This window comes from Dyella sp. (assembly GCF_051954575.1).
Lineage (GTDB): Bacteria > Pseudomonadota > Gammaproteobacteria > Xanthomonadales > Rhodanobacteraceae > Dyella_B.
In genome coordinates this window covers 134,193-160,434 of the sequence record NZ_JBQCHP010000028.1, presented here as the reverse complement: position 1 = coordinate 160,434, position 26,242 = coordinate 134,193, and the positions used below count along the sequence as shown (strand labels likewise).

At 64.5% G+C, this 26,242-nt stretch carries 25 protein-coding genes; 11 read left to right on the top strand and 14 right to left on the bottom strand.

The features are described 5' to 3' along the window. Window positions 1-103: 103 nt before the first annotated feature. The gene (locus ACTHNE_RS04035; protein WP_324943286.1) at window positions 104-1,630 is read left to right on the top strand and encodes an MFS transporter; all 1,527 of its coding nucleotides are present in this window, start codon (window positions 104-106) and stop codon (window positions 1,628-1,630) included. On the opposite strand, the gene ACTHNE_RS04030 is transcribed toward ACTHNE_RS04035, so the two are convergent. After that, window positions 1,627-3,021, bottom strand: coding sequence for an FUSC family protein (locus ACTHNE_RS04030; protein WP_440268610.1), 1,395 nt, complete (start codon window positions 3,019-3,021; stop codon window positions 1,627-1,629). The two genes, ACTHNE_RS04035 and ACTHNE_RS04030, sit on opposite strands and share 4 nt — an antisense overlap. Before the next feature lie 229 nt (window positions 3,022-3,250). Here ACTHNE_RS04030 and ACTHNE_RS04025 point away from each other — a divergent pair, with 229 nt between their 5' ends. Both ACTHNE_RS04025 and ACTHNE_RS04020 read left to right on the top strand, forming a co-directional pair. Beyond that, the gene (locus tag ACTHNE_RS04025) at window positions 3,251-3,934 is read left to right on the top strand and encodes an aspartyl/asparaginyl beta-hydroxylase domain-containing protein (protein WP_324943293.1); all 684 of its coding nucleotides are present in this window, start codon (window positions 3,251-3,253) and stop codon (window positions 3,932-3,934) included. Between the two features lie 377 nt (window positions 3,935-4,311). Next, window positions 4,312-5,691, top strand: coding sequence for an MFS transporter (locus tag ACTHNE_RS04020; RefSeq protein ID WP_440268609.1), 1,380 nt, complete (start codon window positions 4,312-4,314; stop codon window positions 5,689-5,691). Here the strand turns inward: ACTHNE_RS04020 and ACTHNE_RS04015 are convergent. Beyond that, window positions 5,688-6,398: a DUF899 family protein gene (locus ACTHNE_RS04015; RefSeq protein ID WP_324940775.1), complete on the bottom strand. Its 711-nt coding sequence runs from the start codon at window positions 6,396-6,398 to the stop codon at window positions 5,688-5,690. The genes ACTHNE_RS04020 and ACTHNE_RS04015 overlap by 4 nt on opposite strands. Before the next feature lie 156 nt (window positions 6,399-6,554). Here ACTHNE_RS04015 and ACTHNE_RS04010 point away from each other — a divergent pair, with 156 nt between their 5' ends. Then, window positions 6,555-7,229 (top strand): PadR family transcriptional regulator, encoded by a 675-nt coding sequence (locus ACTHNE_RS04010; protein WP_324940772.1) that lies wholly within the window; start codon window positions 6,555-6,557, stop codon window positions 7,227-7,229. A 79-nt stretch (window positions 7,230-7,308) separates the two neighbouring features. Here ACTHNE_RS04010 and ACTHNE_RS04005 read toward each other — a convergent pair whose 3' ends face one another. Beyond that, window positions 7,309-9,726, bottom strand: coding sequence for a S9 family peptidase (locus ACTHNE_RS04005; protein WP_440268608.1), 2,418 nt, complete (start codon window positions 9,724-9,726; stop codon window positions 7,309-7,311). 233 nt (window positions 9,727-9,959) lie between these two features. After that, complete coding sequence (locus ACTHNE_RS04000) at window positions 9,960-10,907, bottom strand: GlxA family transcriptional regulator (protein WP_324940766.1); 948 nt, start codon at window positions 10,905-10,907, stop codon at window positions 9,960-9,962. Between the two features lie 118 nt (window positions 10,908-11,025). Between ACTHNE_RS04000 and ACTHNE_RS03995 the strand changes: the two genes are divergently transcribed. The 5 genes from ACTHNE_RS03995 to hemC all read left to right on the top strand — a co-directional run bounded on the left by ACTHNE_RS03995 (window position 11,026) and on the right by hemC (window position 15,361). Further along, window positions 11,026-11,673, top strand: a complete 648-nt coding sequence (locus ACTHNE_RS03995) for a cysteine hydrolase family protein (RefSeq protein ID WP_440268607.1) — start codon at window positions 11,026-11,028, stop codon at window positions 11,671-11,673. Between the two features lie 152 nt (window positions 11,674-11,825). Further along, complete coding sequence (locus ACTHNE_RS03990) at window positions 11,826-12,491, top strand: alpha/beta hydrolase (protein ID WP_324940760.1); 666 nt, start codon at window positions 11,826-11,828, stop codon at window positions 12,489-12,491. Between the two features lie 31 nt (window positions 12,492-12,522). Continuing rightward, the gene (locus tag ACTHNE_RS03985) at window positions 12,523-13,563 is read left to right on the top strand and encodes a sensor histidine kinase (RefSeq protein ID WP_324940757.1); all 1,041 of its coding nucleotides are present in this window, start codon (window positions 12,523-12,525) and stop codon (window positions 13,561-13,563) included. Next, a complete protein-coding gene (locus ACTHNE_RS03980; RefSeq protein WP_324940754.1) occupies window positions 13,551-14,252 on the top strand; it encodes a LytR/AlgR family response regulator transcription factor in 702 nt (233 codons plus the stop codon). The genes ACTHNE_RS03985 and ACTHNE_RS03980 overlap by 13 nt, the downstream gene beginning before the upstream one ends. Window positions 14,253-14,443: 191 nt before the next feature. After that, the gene (gene hemC / locus ACTHNE_RS03975) at window positions 14,444-15,361 is read left to right on the top strand and encodes a hydroxymethylbilane synthase (RefSeq protein WP_324940752.1); all 918 of its coding nucleotides are present in this window, start codon (window positions 14,444-14,446) and stop codon (window positions 15,359-15,361) included. Between the two features lie 126 nt (window positions 15,362-15,487). Here hemC and ACTHNE_RS03970 read toward each other — a convergent pair whose 3' ends face one another. Beyond that, window positions 15,488-16,300 carry a DUF481 domain-containing protein gene (locus ACTHNE_RS03970; RefSeq protein WP_324940749.1) on the bottom strand — a complete coding sequence of 271 codons (813 nt, stop codon included), beginning with the start codon at window positions 16,298-16,300 and terminating at the stop codon, window positions 15,488-15,490. A 217-nt stretch (window positions 16,301-16,517) separates the two neighbouring features. On the opposite strand from ACTHNE_RS03970, the gene ACTHNE_RS03965 reads away from it, so the two are divergent. Further along, on the top strand, window positions 16,518-17,489 hold the full coding sequence (locus ACTHNE_RS03965) for a helix-turn-helix transcriptional regulator (RefSeq protein WP_324940746.1): 972 nt from the start codon (window positions 16,518-16,520) through the stop codon (window positions 17,487-17,489). Window positions 17,490-17,510: 21 nt separating this feature from the next. Continuing rightward, complete coding sequence (locus ACTHNE_RS03960) at window positions 17,511-18,461, top strand: patatin-like phospholipase family protein (protein ID WP_324940743.1); 951 nt, start codon at window positions 17,511-17,513, stop codon at window positions 18,459-18,461. A gap of 125 nt (window positions 18,462-18,586) precedes the next feature. Here the strand turns inward: ACTHNE_RS03960 and ACTHNE_RS03955 are convergent, their stop codons facing one another. From ACTHNE_RS03955 to xth, 9 genes are all read right to left on the bottom strand, one after another. Then, window positions 18,587-18,955 (bottom strand): DUF488 domain-containing protein, encoded by a 369-nt coding sequence (locus tag ACTHNE_RS03955; protein WP_324940740.1) that lies wholly within the window; start codon window positions 18,953-18,955, stop codon window positions 18,587-18,589. 350 nt (window positions 18,956-19,305) lie between these two features. Then, window positions 19,306-20,022 (bottom strand): glycosyltransferase family 2 protein, encoded by a 717-nt coding sequence (locus tag ACTHNE_RS03950; protein WP_324947336.1) that lies wholly within the window; start codon window positions 20,020-20,022, stop codon window positions 19,306-19,308. A 203-nt stretch (window positions 20,023-20,225) separates the two neighbouring features. Beyond that, window positions 20,226-21,095: a ParB/RepB/Spo0J family partition protein gene (locus tag ACTHNE_RS03945; protein ID WP_440268606.1), complete on the bottom strand. Its 870-nt coding sequence runs from the start codon at window positions 21,093-21,095 to the stop codon at window positions 20,226-20,228. Window position 21,096: 1 nt separating this feature from the next. Beyond that, entirely contained in the window at window positions 21,097-21,948 is an 852-nt protein-coding gene (locus tag ACTHNE_RS03940) for a ParA family protein (protein WP_440268605.1), read from the bottom strand. A 174-nt stretch (window positions 21,949-22,122) separates the two neighbouring features. Continuing rightward, window positions 22,123-22,794 (bottom strand): 16S rRNA (guanine(527)-N(7))-methyltransferase RsmG, encoded by a 672-nt coding sequence (gene rsmG, locus ACTHNE_RS03935; RefSeq protein WP_324947342.1) that lies wholly within the window; start codon window positions 22,792-22,794, stop codon window positions 22,123-22,125. Window positions 22,795-22,965: 171 nt separating this feature from the next. Further along, complete coding sequence (locus ACTHNE_RS03930; protein ID WP_324947344.1) at window positions 22,966-23,424, bottom strand: SPFH domain-containing protein; 459 nt, start codon at window positions 23,422-23,424, stop codon at window positions 22,966-22,968. A 302-nt stretch (window positions 23,425-23,726) separates the two neighbouring features. Next, complete coding sequence (locus tag ACTHNE_RS03925) at window positions 23,727-24,560, bottom strand: pirin family protein (protein WP_324947346.1); 834 nt, start codon at window positions 24,558-24,560, stop codon at window positions 23,727-23,729. 142 nt (window positions 24,561-24,702) lie between these two features. Then, the gene (locus ACTHNE_RS03920; RefSeq protein WP_440268604.1) at window positions 24,703-25,386 is read right to left on the bottom strand and encodes a YecA/YgfB family protein; all 684 of its coding nucleotides are present in this window, start codon (window positions 25,384-25,386) and stop codon (window positions 24,703-24,705) included. A gap of 2 nt (window positions 25,387-25,388) precedes the next feature. Then, a complete protein-coding gene (xth, locus tag ACTHNE_RS03915) occupies window positions 25,389-26,171 on the bottom strand; it encodes an exodeoxyribonuclease III (protein WP_324947350.1) in 783 nt (260 codons plus the stop codon). Window positions 26,172-26,242: the final 71 nt, after the last annotated feature.

The following is a 26,242-nucleotide window of genomic DNA, read 5'->3' as shown; positions in this document are numbered from 1 at the left end:
TACTCATGATGGATTTTGCTGGATAGTACAAAATCAATTCATTTCCATCATGAAAGGGGTGTATCCACAATAACCATCCCCTTCCCCTCCGATGGTTTTCCTCATGGATGCGTCCGTTTCGCGCGCCGGCGCGGCGGTTTCCGGCAACAACCTGATGGCGCTCGCCGCCGTCTGCCTGGCGGCGCTGATGTTCGGGCTGGAGATTTCCAGCGTGCCGGTGATCCTGCCCACGCTGCAGCAGATCCTGCATGGGCATTTTCGCGATCTGGAATGGATCGAGAACGGCTACACCCTCGCCTGCACCACCGTGCTGATGGCCGCCGGCACGCTGGCGGATCGCTACGGCCGCCGGCGCATGTTCGTGATCAGCCTGCTCGTATTCGGCGTCACCTCGCTGACCTGCGGACTGGCGACGAATACGGCGGTGCTGATCGCCAGCCGTTTTCTGCAGGGATTGGGCGGCGGTGCCATGCTGATCGGCCTGATCGCCATTCTTTCGCATCAATTCCGCGAAGGGCGCGAGCGCAGCATCGCGTTCGGCGTGTGGGGCGTGGTGTTCGGCATCGGCCTGGGTTTCGGCCCCATCATCGGCGGCGCGATCGCATCCCTGGCGAACTGGCGCTGGGTGTTTCTGGTGCACGCGCCGCTGACGGTGCTGACGCTGGCGCTGACCGTGCTCAGCGTGCGGGAATCGCGCGATCCCCATGCGGAAAAGCTGGACGTGCTCGGCATCGTCACGCTGTCGGTGGCGGTGTTCTGCCTGACCTGGTTCATCATTCAGGGACCGGTGATCGGTTTCGGCAGCGCGATGGCGATCGGCATGCTGGCAACGTCTGTCGCGTGCTTCGCGCTGTTCGTGCTGGTGGAAAAACGGCATGGCCATCCGATGTTCGATTTCTCGGTGTTCGGCATCCGCAACTTTTCCGGCGCGATCTGCGGTTCGATCGGCATGAACTTCAGCTTCTGGCCGTTCGTGATCTATCTGCCGATCTATTTCCAGGGCGCGCTGGGGTATGGCGTGATCGCCGCCGGCATCGCATTGCTCTCCTACACGCTACCCACGCTGGTGGTCCCGCCGTTGGCCGAGCGCCTTGCATTGCGCTATCGGCCACGCGTGGTGATTCCTGCCGGGCTGTTCGTGATCGGGCTGGGTTTTCTCTTGATGCAATACGGTTGCCGCATGGAACACGCCAGCTGGTTGAGCATGCTGCCCGGCTGCCTGTTCGCCGGCATCGGGCTCGGTTTGACCAACACGCCGGTCACCAACACCACCACTGGCTCCGTGCCCGCCGCGCGCGCGGGCATGGCTTCGGGCATCGACATGAGCGCGCGATTGATTACCTTGGCGATCAATATCGCGATGATGGGTTTCATCTTGCTGGAAGGCATTGTCGTTCATCTAAAGCGCGCGCTCGGCGCGGTAGAAGACGAACAGCAATTGCGCGCCTACGCCGAACGGATCGCCGCAGGAAACATCGCGCACGCCGATGTGGCCGCGCGCGAGGCGCTGGTCAATGGCTTCGGCCTGGTGATGCTCTACGGCGGCATCGGCGTGTGGGTGTGCGCGGCGATCAGCGTCATGGCGTTCGGGCGACCGACGAAGGCGACGCGAACGGCCTGCGCGGATTAGGCGTCAGGCGCCGCTTCGTGCAGGCACGCGCGCAGTTGCTGCAAGGCCGGAAGGATCTGTTCCGGCTCGCGCAAGGAGCGACGTGCATGCGCCAGCGCGCGTTGCACATTCGGCGGCGCCGAACCCTGTTCGATCAGTTTTACGACTGGTTCGCGGCAGTTGATCAGCGTTTCGATCCAGTCGGCAGGGCACTCCGGCCGCACGCGATGTGCAAGGTGGCGTGTGGCGCGAAACGCCGGCGCCACCTGCTCTACGGCATGCAATGCGGCAAAGAAGGCATCCGGTTTACCCGTCGACGATGACCGATCCAGCGCGGCGGCCAGTGCGGCCAGCGCATCGGCGATGCGTCGGCGCAGTACGCCCGTGGAACGCACCGGTAAGACAAACCATGCCGCCGCCACGCCGATGACTGCGCCGACCACGATTTCCTCCAGCCGCGGCCACAACACGCGCGCCGCAGGCACGCCCGCAAGATTCTGCAGCAATGCCAGCGCCACCGTGGCGAACAACGCCCACCAGCCATAGCCCAGCGGCCGTAGCCAAATGCCGAAGAAGGCGGCGACGAGAATCAGGATTACCTGCATGCGCTCGTCCAGGCCCAGATGCACACCCAGCAGCAGCGCGCAGAGCGTGCCCGCCGCGGCGCCAAGCACGCGCAGCACGCTCTTGTGCGCCACGTCCAACCGCCCGCGATTGCCGCTGTTGACGATAAAGGCGGTCAACACGATCCACCCCCAGTGCTGCGGAAACGCGATATAGCCCACGGCGAAGGACACCGCCAAGGCCACCGCCATCTGGATCGCCATGCGCGTGGAGGCGATCGGGCGCAGCGCGCTTTCCGGTGCTGGCGCAGCAACAACGGCTGTGTGACTGACTGGCGGCAACAAACGAAGCGCCTGTGCCAGCGCGTGCACCAGATGGACCCAGCACAATGCCAGCCATCCGATCACGATCGGCAACAGCCACGCCGGCAGCGGGCCGGGGTGCCTGGGCGGTATGTAAGGCACCATCAGCAGCGTGACGAACGGCAAAGCAATCAATGAACCGATGCGCCGCGCCATCGGGCCGAACCGCCGCAGCCAGATCGCCACGAACATGCCCGTGATGAACACCAGCGCGCCCACGATCGGAAAGCGATGCAGCAGCACGCCTACGCCCGCCGCCGCAAGGCCGACGGCCGGCAGCACCAGGAAGGCCTCGATGCGGCCGCGGCGATTGCGATCCAGCTGGCTGCGCGACAGCGACAGGCACAACACCACCGCCAAGATGGCCGGACCGGGTTCGCGGCTGATCGGCAGCACGCACAGCAGCGTGGCGATCGTCGCCAGCATGGTCGCGACGGCTTCCAGCCCTGCGCGTCCCAGCCGCGAAGACGTGATCGATGCAAGCACAGCGCGACGCAAAGGCGACCCCCGAACGACGTTGGCGCAGCAGCGCGCCACCATACCACCGGCCAGCGGCGCGCTTATAGGCCGCTCGGGTCAACAGCCGTGGGCATTGACCGTTCCTCGTGATAACGATCTTCACGCGCCGCCGCCCCCGAACGCCGGAGCATACGTCGCGTCGAGACCATTACCGACATGGACGCCACCGAATGTATTGCGACAAGGCATCGCCCGCATGAGCCTGCTGTACGACCTGTCAGCCAACGTAGTGCGCCGGCTTTACGATGCACGCATCGACACGCCGCCGGTGCTGGATGCCGCCCGCTATTTTCCCGACGCCGGCAAGTTCGCCCACGCGTGGCCGGCGCTGCGCGAGGAAGCGCAGGCGATCGCCACGCGCCTGCATGCGGTGCCACGCTTTCACGAGATCATGCCGGCGCAGATGCCCATTTCCGCCAACGACGGCCGCGACTGGCGCGTATTCGTGCTGAAGGTGTACGGCGCGAATGTCGAGAAGAACCTCGCTGCCTGCCCGACGCTGGCGCAACTTATTGCCGCATCGCCGGATGTCCTTTCGGCCACATTGTCGTTTCTGGCACCGCGCAAGCATATTCCTCGGCATCGCGGACCGTTTCGCGGCATCTTGCGGTATCAGTTGGGACTGTCGGTGCCGGTGGACGCGCAAGGCCAGCCGGCCGCCGTACTTGCACTCAACGATCGCGACTATCGCATCGGCAATGGCGAGCACCTGCTGTGGGACGATACCTATCCGCATGAAGTGTGGAATCACAGCGACGAGCCACGCATCGCCTTGCTGCTGGATGTGCGGCGGCCTTACATGCCGGTGGACATGCGTTTGCTTTCGCGCGCGTTGATCGCTTCGGTGGGCATGGTGGCGCGGCTGCGCGGGGTGGATTGATGTAAACCGAATGTAGCGAGTTGTTTTCCGGCTGGGCTGGAGTTTCGCCAATGCATAGTTCGGTGAATGCGGGCAATCTGGTCAATGCATGGAAGGCGTTTGTGAACGCGCCGTAGTTGCAGTTACGCGGGAAATGACGCCCTTCCCTGCGTGCAGGGGAGGGCTGGGGTGGGGTTGTCGAGCTTGCCGCATCGTTGAAATGCATCGTGAGGTTACTTCACCCACGCTAACCCTCTCCTACTACACGTAGGGGAGGGAACGTACTGGCCTGCGTTGAGGTTCAACGAATCTCACGCACAAGTACGAATGCTTCGCTCTTCCACGAAACATCCATCCCCTCCATGGCATAAGGTGCTGCTTTTCAGCAGTCCCTCGACATGGATCAGCACGCCTTCCAACGCAGCATCGCGCGGGTGACCGTGGCGGCCAGCTTCGGCTTTGCGCTGGTGCAGCTGGATGTCACCATCGTCAACGTGGCGTTGCCGCGCATCTCCAGCGAGCTGCATGCGGGCGTGGCGGGTTTGCAGTGGGTGGTGGATGCGTACGCGCTGGCGTTTGCAGTGCTGTTGCTGAGCATGGGCTATCTCGGCGATCGCCTCGGTGCGCGGCGCGTTTACCTGGGTGGCATGGCGTTGTTCGCATTCTCATCTGCGCTATGCGGATGTTCGGTGAACGCGGCGATGCTGATCGGTGGGCGCGCGTTGCAAGGAATCGGCGCGGCGGCGATGCTGCCGTGTTCGCTGGCGCTGCTCAACCATGCGACCGCGCACGAGCATGCCGTGCGCGCGCGCGCCGTAGGGTGGTGGACCGCCGCGGGCGCCATTTCGATTGCGGCGGGACCGATCCTCGGCGGCTTGCTGATGAGCTTCACCAGCTGGCGCAGCATTTTTTTCGTCAATCTGCCGATCTCGGCCGTGGGCGCATGGTTGACCTGGCGCGTGCCGGAAACCGAGCGCAAGGCGCGCGACGGCCGCTTCGATGCGCCTGGTCAATTGCTGGCGATCCTCGCGCTGACCGGCGTAACCATGGCGGTGGTCGAAGCCAAGCCGCTGGGCTGGACGCATCCGCTGGTGCTCGCTTGCGCGGCGGTGGCGCTGGTGGCCACGCCATTGTTCGTGCGGACGGAGTCACGCAGTGCGGCGCCGATGTTGCCGCTGAAGTTTTTCCGCGCGCCAGGCTTCAGCGTGGCGGTGGTGTACGGCGTGATCGTCAATCTCACCTACTACGGCATCGTGTTCCTGCTCAGCCTTTATCTGCAGCGCGTGCATGGCTACAGCGCGTTGCGCACGGGCCTGGCCTATCTGCCGCTGACCGCGACGTTCTTCGGCATCAACATATTGAGCGGATGGTTGGTGGGACGCATCGGCGCGCGCTGGCCGATGGTGCTGGGTGCGCTGATCGATGCGGTGGGCTTCCTGCTGTTTCTGTCGCTGGATGCGCACAGCGCCTACCTGCTGATGCTGCCGGCCTTCGCGTTGCTGCCGTGCGGCATGGGCCTGGGCGTGCCGGCAATGACCACCACCGTGCTTTCGGCCGTCGACAAGCAGGCGTCGGGTACGGCCTCAGGCGTGCTCAATTCGGCACGCCAGGCCGCAGGCGCGATCGGGGTGGCGCTGTTCGGTTCGCTGGCCGGCGACAACAATGCGCAGGTGGTCAGCGGCCTGCACAGCTCCGCATGGATCGCGCTGGGCCTGCTGCTGCTGGCCGCGGCGCTGGCCTTCCGTGGCATCGCCGCGCACACGCAGGCCAAACCTTAGGATGGATACGCCAGCTTCGGATACCAATCCGTGCCGCGTCCTTCCGGCGTCATGTCCAGCACGGTCCAGATCGGCATCGGATCGGGCGCGCCGCGCGGGTCTTGTCCGGGATCGGCGGTATCGAAGCCCATTTCGCCGGCCCAGAACAGGCGGATGGTGCCATCGCGGCGGGTGAACACGTTGATTTCCGGCATGTCGCTGCCGTCCGGCTCGATCGCGTGATAGTCGCGGCTGTAGTTGCCGTTGAGATCGGAATAAAGCTTCAGATCGCGCCAGCCGCGTTCGCGCTTGAATGCCAGCAATCTGTCGATCGGCGAGCGTGCGACCACGGCCAGGGCGATGCGCTGCTCGATATCGCGCGCTTCGCCTTCCCACGCACTGAGCAGCGAAGTGCACATCGGGCACGGACGTTCGCGTTGCGGGCCGAACATGTAGCTGTAGACGACCAGGGTCTGCTTGTCGCCGAACAGGCCGGCGAAATCGCAGGGACCGTTTTCGCCTTCGAAACGGTAGTCGCCGATGACTTCGCCGCCAGGCGGCAAGCTGCGGCGCATGGCGGCGACGCGTTCGATGTGGCGGCGCAGTTCGATCTCTTCGCGCAGCAGTTCGTTGCGTGCTCGGCGGTACTCGGCGCTTTCGTTCGGCTGCGTGACATTGTTGCGCTTCACCAGTTCGGCGGCGGGGACGAGGGTGGGGTTCTGGGTCATGCTGCGTTCCTCCGGAGGTTGGCCCTATGGGAACGACGGATAGAGATCGGGAAATTCGACAAGCTGGGTATTTCCGCTCCATCGGGCTGCCGCTTGCACTCCGATACATTTTCGATATATCGTTTCAACCGTCATTTCGATATATCGGAGTTCATCATGCACAGGCACTTCCTGTTCCATCGCTTCATGCATCGGCATCATGACGGCGGCTGCGGAGGCTGGCGTGAAGCCGGCGGGTTCGACCACGAGGCCTACGATTTCCATGGCCGGCGCGGCCGGCATGGCGGGTTCGGGCAGCACGGCGATTTCGGCGATTGGGGCGATATGCAAGGCGGCGCACGGCGTGGCGGAGGCCGCCTGCTGGGCCACGGCGACCTGAAGCTGTTGTTGCTGGCGCTGATCGAGCAGCAACCGCGCCACGGCTACGAGCTGATCCGCACGATCGAGGAAATGTTCCTCGGCCAGTACTCGCCCAGCCCCGGCGCGATCTACCCCACCCTGACCATGCTGGAAGAAATGGGCCACGCCTCGGTGGAGAACGAGCAAGGCGGGCGCAAGCTGTATGCGATCACCATCGAAGGCCGCGCGTACCTGGACGCCAACCGCCCCACCGTCGAGGCGATCATCGAGCGCACGCGCGAAAGCGCACGGATGTTCGCCAAGCTGTCGGTGCCGATGACGGTGCGTAAGGCGATGCATTCGCTCAAGCACGCGGTGCTGATGCACGGCGGTGACTGGAAAGCCGAAGCGCAGCGCGTAGTGGCGATTCTGGAGCGCGCCGCGACGGAGATTGCCGCAGGGCGTAAGGATGGCAAGGACAGCGATAAATGAGACGTGACATGTGACACGTTGGGTTACCCCGGACTTGATCCGGAGGTAACCCAACCTACGCGTCCAACGCGAGACGGCATCAACGTGCCGGCTTCACCCACGTTTCGAACAACTCATCGATGCGCCGATACTCGTCATACCACGCATCGGCATGCTCGAATTCATGCCGCTCCAGCGGATACAGCGAGATCCAGAAGTTCTTCTTGTGCAGTTCCACGAAGCGCTGGTACAGGCGAATGGAATCGCTGGCCAGCACGTTGTCGTCGATCAGGCCATGGTTGATCAACAGCGGATCGCGCAGGTTTTCCGCGTACGTGATCGGCGAACTAGTCTTGTACGCCTCCGGATCGAGCTGCGGATCATTGAGGATGTCGGACGTATACGGCGCGTTGTAGGTCACCCAGTCCGACGGCGGACGCTGCGCCGCGCCGGCGGCGAATTCGCCGGGTGCGCGCAGCAGCGCCATTTCGGTCATGAAGCCACCATAGCTGCCGCCGTAGATGCCCACGCGCTTGGGGTCGACGCCATGGTTCTTCACCAGCCAGGCCTTGCCGTCGAGCAGGTCTTCCAGTTCCGGATGACCCATCTGGCGATAGATCGCCGTGCGCCACGCGCTGCCGTAGCCTTCGGAGGCGCGGTAGTCCATGTCCAGCACCACGTAGCCTTGCTGCACCAGCAGGTTGTTGAACAGTTGCTCGTGCTGGTAATAGGTCGCAGCTTGCTTTACGTCTTGCAGATAGCCGGCGCCGTGCACGAACAGCACGGCCGGACGCGAAGCCGGCGCGGCGGTGTCATCTGCCGGGCCGTAATACTTCGCGTAGATCACGCCGGCGCCATGCGAAGACGGCACTTCCACGATCTTCGGTTCGATCCACGCATAGGCAGTGAACCCGGGCTTCATGGTGTGGGTAAATTCGCGCGGCGCGCTGCCGTCGACGTTCTGCACGGCCAGTTGCGGCAATACATAAGCGGAAGAGTGCAGCACCGCCAGTTGCGTGTCGTCCGGCGACAGCACGAACTGGTCCATGCCGCCGTAGCGCGTGATGCGACTGAGCTCGCCACCGTTGGAAGGCACGCGGTAGATGTCGTAGCTGTAAGGCGCGGTCTTGTTCGTGCGCAGGTAGAACCATTTGCCGTCGTTGGACAGCTGCGGCTGGCTCACTTCGAACTTGCCGGAGGTCAGGGCTTTCGTCGCGCCATCGACCGGCTTTATGTAGAGTTGCGAATAGCCGCTTTCTTCGCTCAGGTACCACAGCGTGCGGCCGTCCTTGAGCCAGCCGAACTCGTTGAAGATCCAGTTGATCCAGGCGTCGTTGTGCAACCGATGCTGTGGCACCAGCGTGTGGTGCGTGAAGTCGACGCTGGCGATCCAGCGATCCTTGTTGTCGATGGCGAGGAATTCCAGCGCGGCGTTGCGGCCGTCGTCGGTCCACACGATGCCAGCGCTGCCGCTGTCCATGCTGTACAAGGTGACCGGTCGCACGTCCGGCGCCTTCAAGGCCCTGGCGTCATCGCCTTTGCCGGCTTGCTGGAGTTGCGCGATGGTTTTGGCGCGGATCGCCTGCAGCGGATCGTCCTTGATGCCCGGCAGCTTGTCGGTCGAAAGCGGATACGATTTGTGCGCAACCAGGTCGAGCAACAACACCGATTGCGGCGCCGGATCGTTGCGGCCGACATAGGTGCGTGCCGCTTCGGTTTCGGTGTAACCGGTATCGGTGACGAAGTGGATGACGTTGGGCGCCTTGCCGTCGTCATGATGCGCAGGCTGTGTCACTACCAGCATCCAATGGCCATCGGGCGACAGTTCCGCATCGGCCAGCTGCTGCTTGTCGCCGAGGTAGAACGGCTGCGGCGCCCGCGAGGGATCGGCGGCGGCCAGTTCCTGTTCGTTGGCGTGCAGCGCGTCCTTGTCCGCCTTGTCTTCACGCAGTGATTTGAACAGATCCAACTGTTGCTGGCCGAGCGCATCCGGCTTCTTGGCCTGCGGATCATCGGCGAACTTCAGCACCGCGACCGGCGCGGTAACGCCGCTGGCGATGTCGTAGACATACCAGCTGTTGCTCTCGCGAAATTGCAGCGTGCGGCTATCGGCGGAAAAGCGCGGCGAGGATTCGGGCAGGCTGCTGCGCGTGACTTGCGTACACCGGCCGCTAGCCAGTTCCACCAGGAACACGTCGCCATGAAAGATGTACGCCGCATAGCGATGCGCGCGGTCGTAGACGGCGGGGCCTTCCGCATGCGCAGTGGCGGCGGCGTCCAGCTTGCTGCTTGCGCCACGCGCAGGATCGACGCGGTACAGATCCCGCACCGGACTGCCATCGCGCTTGAGCCGATAGTACAGGCTGCGGCCGTCCACGCTCCAATACGGCGTTTCCACTTCGTGGCCCATCCAGTCCGGATTGGCCATGATGGTTTCCAGGTCAAGCTTGGGTGCGGTGCCCGCTGCCGCAGGCAGTACGGCAAACGCGGTAAGGCCGGCGAGCAGCAGTCGGCGCATGAGAAGTTTCCGGAAGTCGAAAATTCGCCAGCATAGCCAAGCGCGTACACATGACAAGCGCCAATGGTCCCGTTTCGCCGGAAAGGCGCGGGATATAGTCTGCTTAGTCCCGCGTTCTCTTAGGGATTACGGCATGTCGTCCTTGCTGCGTTGCCTGCCCGTCTTCGCTCTGGCCGCCACGCTGGCCGCGTACGCAAGCGCGCATGAGTTGGGGTTGGCGACGCGGTGAGCCGTCAGGCACCCCGAAACTCCCGCCGGTACATCGACGGCGTGGTATGGAACGCCGCACCAAAATGTTGCCGCATCGACAACGCCGTGCCAAAGCCCGCGCATTCTGCAATGCGTTCGATCGGCTGGTCGGTGGTTTCCAGCATGCGTTGCGCCAGGCTTAGCCGTTGCGACAACAACCATTGACCGACCGTGGTGCCGGTGTGCTGGCGGAAATGACGCGTGAAGCTGCGCCGGCTCATCAAGGCGCGCGCGGCGAGTGAATCGAGCGTGTGCGACTGGTCCAGATGGCGCGTGGCCCAATGCAGGGTCTTGGTGAGCGGCGTATCGGTAGCGCGGCTCAGCACCGGCTGTTCGATGTATTGCGCCTGGCTGCCCTGGCGATGCGGCGGCACGACCAGGTTGCGCGCGATGCGATTGGTGACGTCCGCGCCGTACTGCCGCCGCACCACATGCAGGCAGCAATCGATGCCCGCGGCGGTGCCGGCGGAAGTGACGACGTTGCCTTGGTCGACATACAGCACGTCCGGATCGAGCCGCACCTTGGGAAAGCGTTGCCGGAACAGCTCCGTCCAGCGCCAGTGCGTGGTGGCGAGCTTGCCGTCGAGCACACCGGCTTCGGCCAACACATAGGCGCCAAGGCAGAGCCCGACCAGGGTGGCGCTGCGTTGGTGCGCGCGGCGCAGCGCGGCGAGCAGCGGTTCTGGTGCGCGCTCATGCGGATCGCGCCAGGAGGGCACCACGATCACGTCCGCCCGCGCCAGCTCGCGCAAGCCATGGCGCGTGGCCACGTCGAAACCCGCGCTCGTGCGCAACGGGCCAGGTTCGGCTGCGCAGACGCGCAATTGGAACAAGGGCTGTGCTTCGGTTTCGCCGAACACGGCGCAAGGTACGGACAGGTGGAACGGACGAATCCGGTCGAACGCGACCACGGCGACTTTGATGGGCTGCATGTGCAACGCTCTCCTGCGACTTGGCCCGATTCTATCGCTAAATGGCAATCGGGCCACTGCTCGCCGTGGCGCCGAAAGTGGAAGATGTGCTCACCTTATTTCACAAGGAACTGTAGCCATGAACCACACCACTCCGCGTCGTGCACTGATCGTGATCGATGTGCAGAACGAATACGTCACCGGTGGACTGAAGATTCAATACCCGCCCGTGAACAGCTCGCTGCACAACATCGGCCGTGCCATGGACGGTGCCCGCGCTGCCGGCATTCCGGTGATCGTGATCCAGCAGACCTCGCCCGCGGATGCGCCGCTGTTCGCCCTCGACACCTACGGCTGGGAATTGCACGAGACCGTGGCCAAGCGCCCGCACGATCACTATCAACGCAAACTGCTGCCGAGCGCCTTCGCGGGTACCGACCTGGCCGACTGGCTGGCCGAACATAAGATCGACATCTTGAGCGTGGTCGGCTACATGACGCACAACTGCGACGACACCACCGTCAAGCATGCATTCGATCGCGGCCTTGAGGTGGAATTCCTGCACGACGCTTCCGGCAGTGTGCCCTACGCCAATCGCGTGGGCTTCGCCAGCGCCGAGGAAATCCATCGCGTGTACGGCGTGGTGCAGCAGTCGCGGTTCGCTGCCGTGCTGAGCACCGACGAGTGGCTGGCATGTGTCGCCACCGGAAGCGTGCCGGAGCGCGATACGATCCATGCCTCGCATCAGCGGGCCTTGGCGTTGTTGGCGCAAGACACGGCCGCGTGATGCCCGTAGGTTGGGGTGCAAAACCCCAACATCCGGATGCACCCGAGCATGGCAATGTTGGGGTTTGCACCCCAACCTACGCGCTCCGGAGGGAGAGGGGTTCAAGCGCGTAGCTGCTACGATGCCGCTTCGTTTCACTTTGCCAGCACGCCATGTCCCTGCTCCCCGCCCTCGAAATCGAAACCGCCGCCAACCCCGTCTACAGCATCGTCTGGCTGCATGGCCTGGGCGCGGACGGCCACGACTTCGCGCCGATCGTGCCGGAGCTGGTGATGCCGGAATGGCCGGCCATCCGCTTCGTGTTCCCGCATGCGCCGGTGCGTCCGGTGACGATCAACAACGGCATGGCGATGCGGGCCTGGTATGACATCTACGGTTTCGATCTGCTCTCGCGGCAGGATGAAACAGGCACGCGCGAATCCATCGTGCAGGTGGAGGCGCTGATCACCCGCGAGCAGGAGCGCGGCGTGCCGAGCGAGCGCATCCTGCTCGCCGGTTTTTCGCAAGGCGGCGCGATCGCGCTGGCGGCGGGCCTGCGCCATGAGCAGAAGCTGGCGGGCATCATTGCGCTGTCGACGTATCTGCCCATCGCCCACACGCTGGCCGCGGAACGCAGTGCGTCGAACGCCGGCGTACCGATTTTCTGGGGACACGGTACTTACGATCCGGTGGTGGCCTTGCAGCGGGGCGTGGAATCGCGCGCCGCGCTGGAAGCCTTGGGATACCAGGTTGACTGGCATACCTATCCGATGCCGCATGCGGTATGTCCGGAGGAAGTTGCCGACCTGCGTCGCTGGATCGGTGCGCGCCTGCGCTGAAAAACCCCATCCCAGCGGGCATACTGCGCGCATGCCAGGGGTCGCAACCAAACCGTCCGCCCAACCGCGCAGTCCGCTGCCGGACTTCTGCAGCCTGCCGGTCATTTCCGCGCTGCTGATCGTCGGCGCGCTGTGCGTGACCCTGGCCTGGCTCGCGCCGCAAAGCACGCGCGGCTGGCGTGGCTATAGTGTCGGCATGCTGTTCGTGGAATGGGTGGCGATGGTGATCGGCGTGGCGCTGTGCAAGCTGCGTCCGTGGTTGCTGCGCCTGCCGGGCTTGCTGCCGTATGCGGGCGTGTGGCTGGTGATGGTGCTGATCGTGGTGGTCGGCAGCGTGCTGGCACGGTGGATGGACAGCGCGCTGGACATGCAACTGATTCCGGGCGATTCACCCAGCTTCGTGCGCAACAACGCGGCGATTGCCGCGCTGCTGGGCGCGGCGATGCTGCGCTACTTCTACGTGCTGGCCGAATGGCAGGCGCGGCTGGCGGCGGTGGCGCACGCGAAGGTGGAAGCGCTGCAGGCGCGCATTCGTCCGCATTTCCTGTTCAACAGCATGAACACGGTGGCGGCACTGGTGCGGGTGGACCCGGCCGCGGCGGAGCGCACGGTGGAGGATCTTTCCGAGCTGTTCCGCGCAGCGCTGGGCCAGGACGATGCGCATAGCGGCACGCTCGGCCAGGAACTGCAACTGGTCGATCGCTACCTGGCGATCGAGCAATTGCGGCTGGGCGAACGCCTGCGCGTGCGGCGCGAGCTGGACCATCTGCCGCTGGACGCGCCGATGCCCGTGCTGCTGCTGCAGCCGCTGGTGGAGAACGCCGTGCGCCACGGCGTGCAGCCGTTGCGTGAAGGCGGCGAGATCATCCTGCGCGGCATGCGCGAAGGGAACATGCTGCGCATCGAGATCGACAATCCGCTCGCCGACCAGCCCACCACCGGCGGCAGCGGGCACGGCCTCAACAATGTGCGCCAGCGCGTGACGTATCATTTCGGGCCACGGGCGAGTGTGGAAGCCGGTCCCCAGGGGAATCGTTTTGTGGTGAAGTTGCTCCTGCCATGCGCGTACTGATCGTTGACGACGAACCGCTGGCACGGGCGCGCCTCGACGCCTTGTTGCGGGAATGTCCGGAGGTGGAAGTGGTCGGCAGCGTGGGCGACGGCGAAGCGGCGCTGGCAGCGTTGTCGCAGACGCAGCCCGACCTGCTGCTGCTGGACATCAACATGCCTGGCATGGATGGCAAGGCCCTGGCCGCACGGCTGGCCAATCGCGCACGTCCGCAGGTGGTGTTCTGCACCGCCTATGAAGCCCACGCCGTGCATGCGTTCGACCTGGGAGCGGCCGATTACCTGTTGAAACCCGTGCGCGTCGAACGCCTGCGCGATGCGCTCAAGCGCGTGCGCCAGCGCCTGGATGCGCAACCACGCGAGCCCGCCGGCTGGCTGCATGCGCGCGTGCGCGGCGAGCCGGTGCGCATCGCGCTGGACGAGGTGATCTGCCTGCTGGCGGAAGAGAAATATGTGGTGGCGCATCGCGCCGGCGATCAGCTGCTGCTCGACGACTCGCTGCGGCAGCTGGAGGAAACCTATCCGGACCTGATCCGCCTGCATCGCAACTGCCTGGTGCCGGCGCATCGCCTGGTCGGCCTCAAGACGCTGGCCGATGGCCGCGTGCTGGCGCGATTGGCCGGCACCGATTTCAGTCCGGAAGTCAGCCGGCGCAACCTGCCTGCCTTGCGCAAGCTGCTGCGCGAAGGTTAAGGATGCTCTGATCTATTCCACACACTGTCACCGCACGATATGCGCGCCGCGCGGCTTGAACAGATAACCGGTCTGCCCTGCGCCACGCAACGCAGCCCGCGGACCTTCTGGACGTCATGTCGGGTGCGGGAATAGATCAGAACATCCTCAAGTGCGCGACAATGGCGGCAGCTGTCGATTCCGGAGCCCGCATGTCGCCGTCCCTGCTACGCATCGCCACCCGCAAGAGCGCGCTCGCCCTGTGGCAGGCCGAACACGTGGCCAGCCTGCTGCGCGCGGCGCATCCGGGCCTGCGCGTGGAGCTGGTGCCACTGACCACGCGCGGCGACGAAATCCTCGACCGGTCGCTGGCGACGGTCGGCGGCAAGGGGCTGTTCCTCAAGGAACTGGAGGTGGCGATGCAGGAAGGTCGCGCGGATCTGGCGGTGCATTCGCTCAAGGATGTGCCCGCGGAACTGGAACCCGGCTTCGCCCTGCCCGCCATCCTGCCGCGCGCCGATGCTGCCGATGCGTTCGTCAGCAACGACTACGCCGACCTGGCCGCGCTGCCGCTGGGTGCGCGCGTTGGCACGTCATCCTTGCGCCGCCAGGCACTGTTGCGCGCCGTGCGGCCCGACCTGGAATTGCTCGACCTGCGCGGCAACGTCGGCACTCGCTTGCAGAAGCTCGACGCCGGGCATTACGAAGCGATCATCCTCGCCTGCGCCGGCCTTGAACGCCTGGGACTGCACGAGCGCATCCGCAGCCGCATGAGCGCACCCAACTGGCTGCCCGCTCCGGGCCAAGCCGCTATCGCGGTTGAAGCGCGTTCCGATCAGCCCGATGTGCTCGAAGCCCTCGCCGTGCTCGACGACGCCGATACCCGCCTGGCCATCACCGCCGAGCGCGCAATGAACCAGGTTTTGGGCGGCAGTTGCACGGTGCCGGTCGGCGCATGGTGCACGGTGACCGAGCGCGGCCTGCATTTGTGTGGAATGGTGGGCGATGTTTCGAGCGGGCGCCTGTTGCAGGCGGAAGCCTCGGGTGATGGCAGCGATGCGGCCAGGCTTGGCAATGAGGTAGCCCAGGCGCTGTTGGCGCAAGGCGCAGCGGCGCTGCTTGGAAAGTAAGAAGGGAAGCCGAAGGTACGCATTGTTTTCGGTCGCTTCGAACGTCTGCCAACACGACACAAACAAAAACCCCTCCGTGCTCACACACGAAGGGGTTTTTGGATGCGCGAGAGCGCCGCTACACGATCAGAGGTTGTAGACGATATTGGTCGTCGTCAGCGTATCGGTGTGGCGGATGCCCGGCAGCACGTTGGTGTTGTGGCGCACCTGGAAACCGACCTTGATGGACAGTTTCTTGGTCATGCTTACCGCAAGGCCGGCGTCGTTCTGCAGGTAGGCGTTCTTGCTGCCCGCTTCCATCAGGAAGGTATCGTCGAAGGCGGTGTTTTCGGTGATGCGGTATTTGTAGTTGACCAGGCCGCGCGCCACCACCTGGCTCTGGCGCGGTTCCTTCAGCGGCACGGTGACGCCGTTGATGGTCTGCGTGCCGGTGGCCGGCTGGTATTCGGTGTAACCGGGGCCGAGTTCGAAGGAGAGCTGGGTGCGGTCGGTCTTCAGCGCCATGTAGCCGTAGCCGAGCGAGACCGTGCCCTGCCAGCGGTAGGCGGCGAAGTCGTCGTGTTCATAGCGGCCGGCGGCCACGATGTAGCTGCGCGGGTCCAGCTTATAGCCGGCCGAGGCGCCGAAATCGTAGCGATCGGCAGTGGTGTCGAACTGCTTGACCGCCTGCCCCTGCGCGTTGGTCACAGTGACCTGGCCCTTGGAACGCAACCAGTCGGCAAAGAAGCTGTTCTTCCACTGGTCGGTTTCCTGGCTCAGGTTGAGCTTGGCGTTCACGTTCTGCGAGCGCGAGTTGCCGGTGGTGGAGGCGAAGCCCAGTTCGCCCGAGCCTGTCCAGGTGCCGGAGCTGGTCTGGGTACCGGAGGACGTGTCCTGGGCCTGGGCGGTGAAGGTGGCCAGGGCGGCGAGCGCGAGGCCGGTCATCAGCAGGGTTTTCATCGCGGGGATCGTCCAATGTTAAAAAGCTGTTGGAACAGGCCACTTTAACGGAGCGGCTTGAATGCTTTGTGAATAATTTGGACCGATCTTACGGCCCGCTCGTGACAGGCCGGACGCCGCCGCGTCGAGGCACATCGCCGCGGAAAGGCCCCGCGGCACGCTTGCGGGCGTCACGCAGCATGGCCATGCTACGCAGACTCCCCTGCTGAACCTCGACATGGATCGCTACGAGCGCATTCTCACCCTGCACCGCCTGCTGAAATCGGCGCATTACCCGGTGCCGCTGCCCAGGCTGATGGACGAGCTCGAATGCTCGCGCGCCACGCTCTACCGGGACATCGCCTTCCTGCGCGACGCGCTGGGTGCGCCGATCGAAAGCGCCGGTGGCGAGCACGCCGCCTTCCGCTACGAAGCGACGGAAGGTCAGCGGTTCGAACTGCCGGGCCTGTGGCTCACCTCGGACGAACTGGCCGCGCTGCTGGCGCTGAACGAGCTGATCGGACGCAGCGGCCCCGGGGTGCTGGCCGGTGCGCTCGCGCCGTTCAAGGCGCGCATCGAACATCTGCTGTCCGACCGCGCCAGCGGCAAAGCCCTGCCGGTGGAGCGCATCCGCGTGATTCCCTGGGGCGAGCGCAAGCTCGACCAGCAGGTGTTCCGCATCACCGCCGGCGCGGTGCTGGATCGCAAGCAGCTGCGTTTCCTGTACCGCGCGCGCACCACCAACAATGAAAGCAAGCGCACGGTGTCGCCGCAGCGGCTGACGCATTACCGCGACAACTGGTACCTGGATGCGTGGGATCACGATCGCGAAGCCCTGCGCAGCTTCGCCGTGGATCGCATCGCCGATCCGCACGCACTGGACGAAGCAGCGCGCGACGTGGCGGAAAACGATCTCAACGAGCTGCTCGCTTCCAGCTACGGCATCTTCGCCGGCAAGCCGAAGGCCTGGGCCACCATCCGTTTCTCCGCGCACGCGGCGCGCTGGGTGGCCGACGAGCATTGGCATTCGCAACAGAAGGGTACGTGGCTGCCGGACGGGCGCTACGAACTGCAGCTGCCGTATTCGAATTCACGCGAATTACTGATGGACGTGCTGAAGTACGGTCCGGATGCGGAAATCGTCGCACCGCTGCCGCTGCGCGAAGAAATGAAGATCATGCTGCAGTTGGCGCTTACCGGCTATCAATAGAGCAGCGAACACGCACCGTCCATGCCCGCCACTCCGTCCATCGAACTTGGTTCGCGCATTGGCGATGACAAGCTTCCCACGCGCAAGCCCACCGTGGCGCTGGCGCTTGGCGCCGGCGGTGCGAAAGGCCTGGCGCATATCGGTGCGATCGAGGAGCTGGAAGCGCAGGGTTTCGAGATCGTCGCCATCGCCGGCTGTTCGATGGGTGCGCTGATCGGCGGCATTCGCGCCGCTGGCAAGCTGGATATCTATCGCGACTGGGTCTGCTCGCTGGACAAGTTCGACGTGCTGAAGCTAGTGGACTGGTCGTTCTCCTTTGCCGGGGGCGGCCTGATCAAGGGCGAGAAGATCATTGGCGCGATGCTCGAACTGGTCGGCGACGTGCGCATCGAGGATCTGCCGATCGCCTATACCGCGGTCGCCACCGATCTGGAGCGCGAACGCGAGGTATGGCTGACGCGTGGCTCGCTGTTCGATGCAGTGCGTGCGTCGATCGCAATTCCCACCTTGTTCCGTCCGCACCTGATCAACGGACGCCTGCTGGTGGATGGCGCCTTGCTCAATCCGGTGCCGGTAACGCCGCTGATTCGCGAGCCGGCCGACTATGTCATCGCGGTCAGCATCGATGGCCCCGCCGAAACGAATCTGCCGGTGGAGATTTCCGCGGGCGATACGAAACCCAGGGGCGGCATTGGCCGCTTGCTGGGACGATTCCTGCCCAGCGAACTGCGCGCGCTGGAACCTGGCAAAGCGCATGAGCCCGGCGCGCTGGAGCTGCTCGGGCAATCGATGGACCTGATGCAGGCCAATCTTTCGCGCCTGCGCCTGGCGGCGTATCAGCCGGATCTGCTGGTGCAGCTGGCGCGCAACGTGTCCAGTGCGTATGCGTTCTATCGTGCGCGCGAGTTGATCGAGCTGGGGCGGGAAAAGATGCGGGCGGCGTTGGAGTCGTGGCATCCGTCGCCGCGTTGAGCTTTTTGCTCACCATCGCGCGATCTACGCCATTTTCCACAGGGTCAGACCATGCCTTGTCGTCATTCCGGCGAAAGCCGGAATGACGGTGAGGTATACAGCCTCAGAGGTAAATCGACCGCATTTCAGCGCAATCCGTTCGCCTTCATCCAATTGTCCAGATACATCTTCAGCGCCACCGCCTGGTTGTGCTCTTCGTCCTTGGCGCCGAACAGCAAGGTCACGCGGTGGCGCTCCGCCTTGGTCACCAGCGGCTGCCAGAAGGTTTTCTGGGCATCCAGTTCGGTCGCATAGCGATGGCGGAAAGCCTCCCAACGTGCGGGTTCGTGTCCGAACCATTTGCGCAAGGTGGTGCTCGGCGCGAGCTCCTTGGCCCAGGCATCGAGGTTGGCGTCTTCTTTCTTCAAACCGCGCGGCCACACCCGGTCGACCAGTACGCGATAGCCATCCGATTTGGCGGCGGGCTCGTAGACGCGTTTGACAGCGATGCTCACGGACAGCCTCCTCAAGGGCGATGTCCATCAAGCATACGCCCGCGCTATCCAGGTGGCGTGATTAAGGCAACACTGATCAAGTATCGCCGTCGTCATGATGTCTGGAAGGCTCGCAGGGTGTGTTGCGTGGCGCCGGGAAGACTGGCCGTCTTGCCAAGCCGCGCGGCACACCCTGCGGGCCTTCCAGACATCACCCCATCACCTTGAATTCAACATGTTGGGGCCCGCCCTGTCTGTCCGCATGCCGCAGGTACCCGGCTCGACGATGCGCCAGTCTGCCTTCGCCGACGTCCCTGTGGCCTGCGAACAGACAGGGCGGGTGACGACGGCGATACTTGATCAGTGTTGCCTTAAACTTCCTCGACCTGGGTCACCTTGGCGCGACGCATCAGCCAGGCCACGCCGCGCAGATCAGCGATACCTACCCACAGGCGATCGAGCATGCCGTACTTGGAAGTGCCGGCGGTGCGCGGACGGTGGCCCACCGGTACGCTCTGGCTTTGGAAGCCGGCGCGCTTGACCAGGGCCGGTAGATAACGGTGCATATGGTCGAAGTAAGGCAGGCGCAGGAATACGTCGCGCTCGAACAGTTTGAGGCCGCAGCCCGTGTCAGGCGTGGCGTCGCGCAGCATGCGCGATCGCACCGCGTTGGCGATCTTCGAGGAGATGCGCTTGTTGAAGCTGTCGCGCCGCGTGGTGCGCCAGCCGGCGAACAGCTTCACGTCCGCGCCGGCCGCATCGCGCGCCGTAAGCAGGTTGGGGATGTCGGCCGGGTTGTTCTGGCCGTCGCCGTCGAGCGTGGCGATCCACGGCGCACGCGCGGCGCGCACGCCGTTCCACACCGCCGTGCTCTGGCCGCTGCGCGTAACGTGATGCAGCACGCGCAGTTCCGGATAACTGGCCTTCTGGGCCTCAAGCACCGCGCGGCTGTCGTCGCTGGAATCGTCATCGACGTAGATGATTTCGAAATCGAGCTTGCCGCGCAGGGTGGTGGCGATTTCGGCGAGCAGCGGAGGGATGTTGTCGCGTTCGTTGAAAACGGGCACGACGACGGAGAGTTGCGGCATAGGGAAGTAGCCTTGTGATGCGAACGTCGGATTTTAAAGCTCTCTTGGAGGCTCAATGTTCTAAGCCGTCATTCCCGCGAAAGCGGGAATCCATCTTCGCTTTTGCCAAGGTCAACATGGATTCCCGCTTTCGCGGGAATGACGGCCAGCCATTTTTGGCGCCCACAAGGTTATGTATCTGTGTCCGGATAAGACATGAGCGCTCAGCGCAACTTGCCCAGAATCCCATCCAGCTCATCGTTGCTGTGGTAATGGATCACCAGCTTGCCGCGCCCGCCGCGGCCGTGCGCCACTTCCACCTTGGTGGCGAAGCGGTCGGCCAGCTCGCGTTCCAGCGCGTCGATGTTCGGATCACGCGCCGGCGCGCTCTTGGCCTTGCCCTTGGGCGCGGTCTGCGCCTTGCGCGCGGCGTCTTCGAGCTCGCGCACGCTCCAATTGTTGCGCGCCGCTTCCAGCGCCAGCGCTTCGGCCTGGAATTCGGGCAGCGTCAGCAGGCAGCGCGCGTGACCCATTTCCAGCTTGCCGTCGTCGAGCAGGCGCTTGATGGACGCTGGCAGGTCGATCAGGCGCAGCATGTTCGACACCGCGGCGCGCGAACGGCCCACCGCATCGGCGGCCTGCTGGTGGGTGAGGTCGAAATCGTCGATCAGCCGCTTGATGGCGTCGGCTTCTTCCAGCGGGGTGAGATCCTGGCGCTGGATATTCTCGATCAGCGCCATCGCCGGCACGGCCACTTCCGGCACGTCCTTCACCAGCGCGGGGATCTCGCTCAGCTGCGCGCGTTGCGCGGCGCGCCAACGGCGTTCGCCGGCGATCAGCTCGTAGCTGTTCTTGCCGATCGCGCGCACCACCACCGGCTGGATCAGGCCTTGCGCGCGAATCGAGGCGGCCAGTTCGTCCAGCGCTTCGTCGTTCCAATGGCGGCGCGGCTGGTATTTGCCGGGCTGGATGTACTGGATCGGCAGCGTGCGCAGCTCGCCTTCCTGTTCGATCACCGACGGCGCGCCGGTGTCGCCGCCGCCAAGCAGGGCATCGAGCCCGCGTCCCAGTCCACGTTTCTTCGGGGCTACCATGTTATTCCTGGTCCAGATGAGCCGAGGCTTCGATGGATTCCTCGGGTGAATCGCCGTGCATCGAGTGCAACGCCGCGATCGCCGCCTGCGAGCCGCGTTCGCGGCGGATGATTTCGCCGGCCAGCCCGATGTAGGCGATGGCGCCGCGCGAGCTGCGGTCGTACAGGTGGATGGGCTGGCCGTGGCTGGGCGCTTCGGCCAGGCGCACGTTGCGCGGGATGATCGAGCGCAGCACCTTGTCGCCGAAATGCTGGGTGAGCTGCGCGGACACTTCGTTGCCGAGGTTGTTGCGCACGTCGTACATGGTGCGCAGCAGGCCTTCGATCTCCAGCTGCGGATTCAAGTGCTGGCGCACCGCCTTGACCGTATCGAGCAGGCTGGAAAGACCTTCCAGCGCGAAGTATTCGCACTGCACCGGGATCAGCAGGCTGGTCGCAGCGGTGAGCGCGTTGACGGTAAGCAGGTGCAGCGTGGGCGGGCAGTCGACCAGAATGATGTCGTACTTGCCGCCGACTTTCGCCAATTGCTCCTTGAGCCGGTTCTCGCGCGCCAGCGCGTCCATCAGCTTCAGTTCGGCGGCGGTGAGATCGCCGTTGCCGGGCAGCAGGTCGTAATGCGCCTCGGTGGTGACGATGGCCTGCTCGATCGGCGCTTCGCCCAGCAGCACTTCGCAACCGCTGGGCGAGACTTCACGCTTGTCCACGCCCGATGCCATGGTCGCGTTGCCTTGCGGATCCAGATCGATCAGCAGCACTTTGCGCTTCGCCGCAGCGAGCGCCGCGGCGAGGTTGACAGCGGTAGTGGTTTTGCCGACGCCACCTTTCTGGTTGGCGACAGCGATGATACGGGCCATGTCTCGTCCGGTACCGTGGGTGTATGCGAAAGGACGGCTAGATTAGCAGGAAGGGGGCTTTCTCTCCCTCTTCCCTGTGGGAAGAGAGGGCAATCTGGCGAGAGGGGCCGACTTCTGCGCGTCGTGGCTGCATGTGAACCGGGCACGGTGAACATCCTGGCAAGCCCGGCCCCTTCACCCCAGCCTTCTCCCCGGAGGGGAGAGGGGGTCAGAAGCGGCGTGCTCGAGCACGACCAGGTGACGCTCCGCCGAACCCAGCCCCGGCACTGCCAGCCCATGGATGCCGCGCACGCGGAACGCTGCCGGCACGCCGGCGAGTTCTTCCTCCGGCGTCTTGCCCTTCATGGCCAGCCATACGCCGCCGGGCGCCAGCAGGTGGCCGCCCCAGGTCAGCATGTCACCGAGGCTGGCGAAGGCGCGCGCGGTGACGCAGTCGAACGTGCCTTCCACCTCTTCCACCCGCGATTGCAGGGCGCGCACGCCTTCCAGCTTCAGCGCGCGGATCGCTTCGCGCAGGAAACGTACCTTCTTGCCGTTGGAATCCACCAGCACGATCTGCCGGCCCGGCGCGGCGATGGCTAGCGGGATGCCCGGCAACCCTGGGCCGGTGCCGAGGTCGGCCAATGTGTGGCCTTGCACGTATGGCAGGATCGCCAATGAATCGAGCAGATGGCGAGTCACCATCTCCGCCGGATCGCGGATGGCGGTGAGGTTGTAGGTGGCGTTCCAGCGCTCCAGCAAGGCGAGGTAATCGAGCAGGCGCGGCACGGCCTCGGCCGGCAGGGAGAGACCGAGTGCGGCAATGCCCTGTTCGAGCTGGGCCTGCAGGGCGGCGCGGTCGGTCATTGGAGTTCCTTCGGGCAGCGGTGGTCGTGAAGCGGGGTGACGAAGCGTACGCGAACATGGCGATGTCCGCCTTTGGGTCATCCGGAAAAAAGAAGACCCGCCGTGGCGGGTCAAGCTTCAGATTCCCCTGAGCCGGTGCTTCTTGGGCGACCTGGCCAGATTCGTTGTGGCTCAGGCGGCGGCGTCCAGTTCGACGCGGGTCACCATCACGCCACGCTCGCGCAGCTGCTGGTTGAGGCTGGATTTGAGATGGGCGGCCACCTGGCGGCGCTCCTGCTGGCCGGCTTCCGCCTCGGCTTGCAACGCATCGAGCACGCTGTAGCGGATGAGCTGGTCGGCCTGCTCGATCACGGCGTCGGCGCGCTCGGGCTCCAACACCTGCCAGTACACGGTGCCATGCACCGGCTTGGTTTCGGCGAGAGAAGCGTCGAAGCGCAGCATGCGGCCGCCCAGATCGATGCGATGGCCCACGCGATCCAGCAACGGCATCACTACGTGGGTGCCCGGCTGCAGCAAACGCACCTGCTTGCCGTTGCGGTAAAGACTGTAGACCTGACCCGCCGGCACACGCTTCACCGCGACCGCAGCCAGGGAGAAAACCGTGATAAGAGTGAGGGTCAGGACGGTCATAGTCTTAGTGAAACAAGGAGTTAACTACGATTTCTAAAAACTTTACGGAGCATCATTCTACAGGCGTATGTCGCCACCAGGATTAATTCTAATTTAACGCCCGGAATTTCAGCTACGCAACCCTTTTTCTCGGCAAATCCTTAACGGTTGCCGGCAGTGAGAAAAATGCATCGTTCGTGCCGCGAGCCCAGTCACACTGCCGGCCCATGCGCCTGATCGTCAGTGTCGTGATCCAACGCACAAGGCCCCGCCAATATCTCTATCGGCAGGGCCCATGGTCGGCTGAAATGCTTTATTGAGGCTTAGAACTTGCCGGCGCGGAAATCAGCAATGGCCTGGTGGATTTGCTCTGGCGTGTTCATCACGAACGGGCCATAGCGGGCGACGGGCTCCTGCAGCGGCTGCCCGGCCACCAAAAGCACGCGGGACGGGGCTTCACGGCCGGAAATGCGCACGCTGGCGCCTTCGGACAGCACTGCCAGTTCGCTGCGCGAGAGGGTCTCGCCAGCCACCTGGGCATCGCTGCCGTCGAAGACGTAGGCAAACGCATGATGGCCTTCCGACAGCGGAACTTCGATCTTGGCGCCGGGCTCCAGGGCAATGTCCAGGTACACCGGCGCAGTGACGATTCCCGACACTGGACCCGTAGCGTCACCTAATTGTCCGGCAATGACCTTCACCGTCACCCCGGCGGCCGGTTGCACCACCGGAATCAGCGCCGGATCGATATCCTGGTAGCGCGGCTCGGTCATCTTGTCCTTGGCCGGCAGGTTCACCCACAGTTGGAAGCCCCACATCAGGCCGTTTTCCTGCTGTGGCATTTCCGAGTGCAGGATGCCGCGGCCGGCGGTCATCCACTGCACGCTGCCGGGCTTCAGGTCACCGCGATTGCCGTGGTTGTCGCCATGCTGCATGCGACCGGCCAGCATGTAGGTGACGGTTTCGAAGCCGCGGTGCGGATGCTCCGGAAAGCCGGCAATGTAGTCGCCGGCCTGGTCGGAACGGAATTCGTCCAGCAGCAGGAACGGATCGAGCATGTCCAGTCCCGGCTGGCCGATGATGCGCTTGAGCTTTACACCTGCGCCGTCGGAGGTGTCGGTGCCGCGGATGCGGCGAAGAATGCGGCGTTCGGTCATGGCTTGCTCCGATGGATTTATCTGGCGCCCATGATGGTTGTGCCGGAGCAAGCGCCCAAGTGGGATAGCGCGAACGGATTGTTTCGAACGAGGAACGTAACGCCGCGATGCGACCGTTTTTTGTTCTCGCCCTGCGCCTTGTTCAATGCACCCAATGCCCGCTGCGCTGGCGCGGCGGCGGATGCGGTTCGGTTCGGGTTTCATTGGCGCGGTGCTGCGCATCGAGTTCGGCTTCGGTGGCCGGATGCTCGTGCCAGTACTGGTTGACGGCGGCCAGCACGGCCGGCAACTGCGCCAGGCATTCGTCGTATTCCTCGTCGGAGAGTTTCTCGAACTCGGCCTCCGCGCTGAGGATGCCTTCGTCCACCGCCAGCGCCATTACCGGGCCCAGCACTTCCATTAGCGAGGGATCGTCGGCAAGGCGTTTTTCCCACAGCGCGGCGCGCAGGTCGATGCCGCGGCTGAAGCCTTCGCACCAGCCGGCGGCGGACAGCACCGGGCCGGCCTCGGTGTCCACTTCGCCCAGGATCGGCTCGTAGGCGTCCACGTCCAGCTCGGCGCTGATCGAATCGTTGAGCTTGGCCAGCAGGGCCAGCACGCGGTTGCCTTCGTTTTCATCGGCGAACGGCTCGTGCAGCACTTCGGGCAGCCATTCGTCCGGCAGCACCTGGACCGGGCCGACGGCCAGCGCGCTGAGCAGGCCGTGCACGCCGTCGAGCAGCAAATGACCTTCGCCTTCCTGGGCGTGCGTCCGCAGGTAGACGTCCAGTTCGTCGAGCTCGCTATCGTCCAGCGAACTGGGCCATTGGGTGGTGGTATCGCTCATTGTCATTCAGTGTCCAGGTCTACCGTGACCGGAGTGTGGTCGGAAGGACGCTCCCATCGCCGCGGCTCGCGGTCAATGGTGGCAGCCTTGGCCGCCGATTTCAGCGCATCGCCCAGCAAGATCAGGTCGATGCGCAGGCCCATGTTGCGCCGGAAGGCGCCTTGCCGGTAGTCCCACCAGCTGTGATGGCCGGCGGCCTGTTCGAACAGGCGGAAACTGTCGTGCAGGCCCAGTTCCATGATGGCTTTGAGCGCTTCGCGTTCGGGCGGGGAGCACAGCACTTCTTCGCCCCACGCGACCGGATCGTAGACGTCGCGATCGTCCGGGGCGATGTTGAAATCGCCCAGCACCACCAGTTTGGGATGGCGCCGGATTTCGTCGGCCAGGAAGGCGCGCACCTTTTCCAGCCACTGCAGCTTGTAGGTGTATTTCTCATCGCCCACGGCCTTGCCGTTGACGACATAGAGATCGACCACGCGCACGCCGCCGATGGTGGCGGCAAGGATGCGCCGCTGCGGATCGTCCAGGCCGGGAATGTCGCAGAGCACGTCGTCGAAGGACAGGCCGATGTCGTTGCGGGCCAGGATCGCCACGCCGTTGTAGGTTTTCTGGCCGGAGTAGATCGCCTGGTAGCCGGCGGCGGCCAGTTCATCGACCGGGAACTTGGCGTCCTCCAGCTTGGTTTCCTGCAGCGCCACCACGTCCGGATGCGCATCGGCCAGCCACTGGGTGAGGTGCGGAATGCGCACCTTCAGCGAGTTCACGTTCCATGAGGCGATTTTCATGCGCGCGATTGTACGGGATGACGATGACGCGCACGGCCCCCTCGCCGCGGCGTGCCTTCATGCACATGGGC

Excerpts from the sequence above, each read along its gene's own strand:
- ACTHNE_RS04035 (WP_324943286.1), top strand. The coding sequence starts at position 104 with ATGGATGCGTCCGTTTCGCGCGCCGGCGCGGCGGTTTCCGGCAACAAC.
- ACTHNE_RS04025 (WP_324943293.1), top strand. The coding sequence starts at position 3,251 with ATGAGCCTGCTGTACGACCTGTCAGCCAACGTAGTGCGCCGGCTTTAC.
- ACTHNE_RS04020 (WP_440268609.1), top strand. The coding sequence starts at position 4,312 with ATGGATCAGCACGCCTTCCAACGCAGCATCGCGCGGGTGACCGTGGCG.
- ACTHNE_RS04015 (WP_324940775.1), bottom strand. The coding sequence starts at position 6,398 with ATGACCCAGAACCCCACCCTCGTCCCCGCCGCCGAACTGGTGAAGCGC.
- ACTHNE_RS04010 (WP_324940772.1), top strand. The coding sequence starts at position 6,555 with ATGCACAGGCACTTCCTGTTCCATCGCTTCATGCATCGGCATCATGAC.
- ACTHNE_RS04005 (WP_440268608.1), bottom strand. The coding sequence starts at position 9,726 with ATGCGCCGACTGCTGCTCGCCGGCCTTACCGCGTTTGCCGTACTGCCT.
- ACTHNE_RS04000 (WP_324940766.1), bottom strand. The coding sequence starts at position 10,907 with ATGCAGCCCATCAAAGTCGCCGTGGTCGCGTTCGACCGGATTCGTCCG.
- ACTHNE_RS03995 (WP_440268607.1), top strand. The coding sequence starts at position 11,026 with ATGAACCACACCACTCCGCGTCGTGCACTGATCGTGATCGATGTGCAG.
- ACTHNE_RS03990 (WP_324940760.1), top strand. The coding sequence starts at position 11,826 with ATGTCCCTGCTCCCCGCCCTCGAAATCGAAACCGCCGCCAACCCCGTC.
- ACTHNE_RS03985 (WP_324940757.1), top strand. The coding sequence starts at position 12,523 with ATGCCAGGGGTCGCAACCAAACCGTCCGCCCAACCGCGCAGTCCGCTG.
- ACTHNE_RS03980 (WP_324940754.1), top strand. The coding sequence starts at position 13,551 with ATGCGCGTACTGATCGTTGACGACGAACCGCTGGCACGGGCGCGCCTC.
- hemC (WP_324940752.1), top strand. The coding sequence starts at position 14,444 with ATGTCGCCGTCCCTGCTACGCATCGCCACCCGCAAGAGCGCGCTCGCC.
- ACTHNE_RS03970 (WP_324940749.1), bottom strand. The coding sequence starts at position 16,300 with ATGAAAACCCTGCTGATGACCGGCCTCGCGCTCGCCGCCCTGGCCACC.
- ACTHNE_RS03965 (WP_324940746.1), top strand. The coding sequence starts at position 16,518 with ATGGATCGCTACGAGCGCATTCTCACCCTGCACCGCCTGCTGAAATCG.
- ACTHNE_RS03960 (WP_324940743.1), top strand. The coding sequence starts at position 17,511 with ATGCCCGCCACTCCGTCCATCGAACTTGGTTCGCGCATTGGCGATGAC.
- ACTHNE_RS03950 (WP_324947336.1), bottom strand. The coding sequence starts at position 20,022 with ATGCCGCAACTCTCCGTCGTCGTGCCCGTTTTCAACGAACGCGACAAC.
- ACTHNE_RS03945 (WP_440268606.1), bottom strand. The coding sequence starts at position 21,095 with ATGGTAGCCCCGAAGAAACGTGGACTGGGACGCGGGCTCGATGCCCTG.
- ACTHNE_RS03940 (WP_440268605.1), bottom strand. The coding sequence starts at position 21,948 with ATGGCCCGTATCATCGCTGTCGCCAACCAGAAAGGTGGCGTCGGCAAA.
- rsmG (WP_324947342.1), bottom strand. The coding sequence starts at position 22,794 with ATGACCGACCGCGCCGCCCTGCAGGCCCAGCTCGAACAGGGCATTGCC.
- ACTHNE_RS03930 (WP_324947344.1), bottom strand. The coding sequence starts at position 23,424 with ATGACCGTCCTGACCCTCACTCTTATCACGGTTTTCTCCCTGGCTGCG.
- ACTHNE_RS03925 (WP_324947346.1), bottom strand. The coding sequence starts at position 24,560 with ATGACCGAACGCCGCATTCTTCGCCGCATCCGCGGCACCGACACCTCC.
- ACTHNE_RS03920 (WP_440268604.1), bottom strand. The coding sequence starts at position 25,386 with ATGAGCGATACCACCACCCAATGGCCCAGTTCGCTGGACGATAGCGAG.
- xth (WP_324947350.1), bottom strand. The coding sequence starts at position 26,171 with ATGAAAATCGCCTCATGGAACGTGAACTCGCTGAAGGTGCGCATTCCG.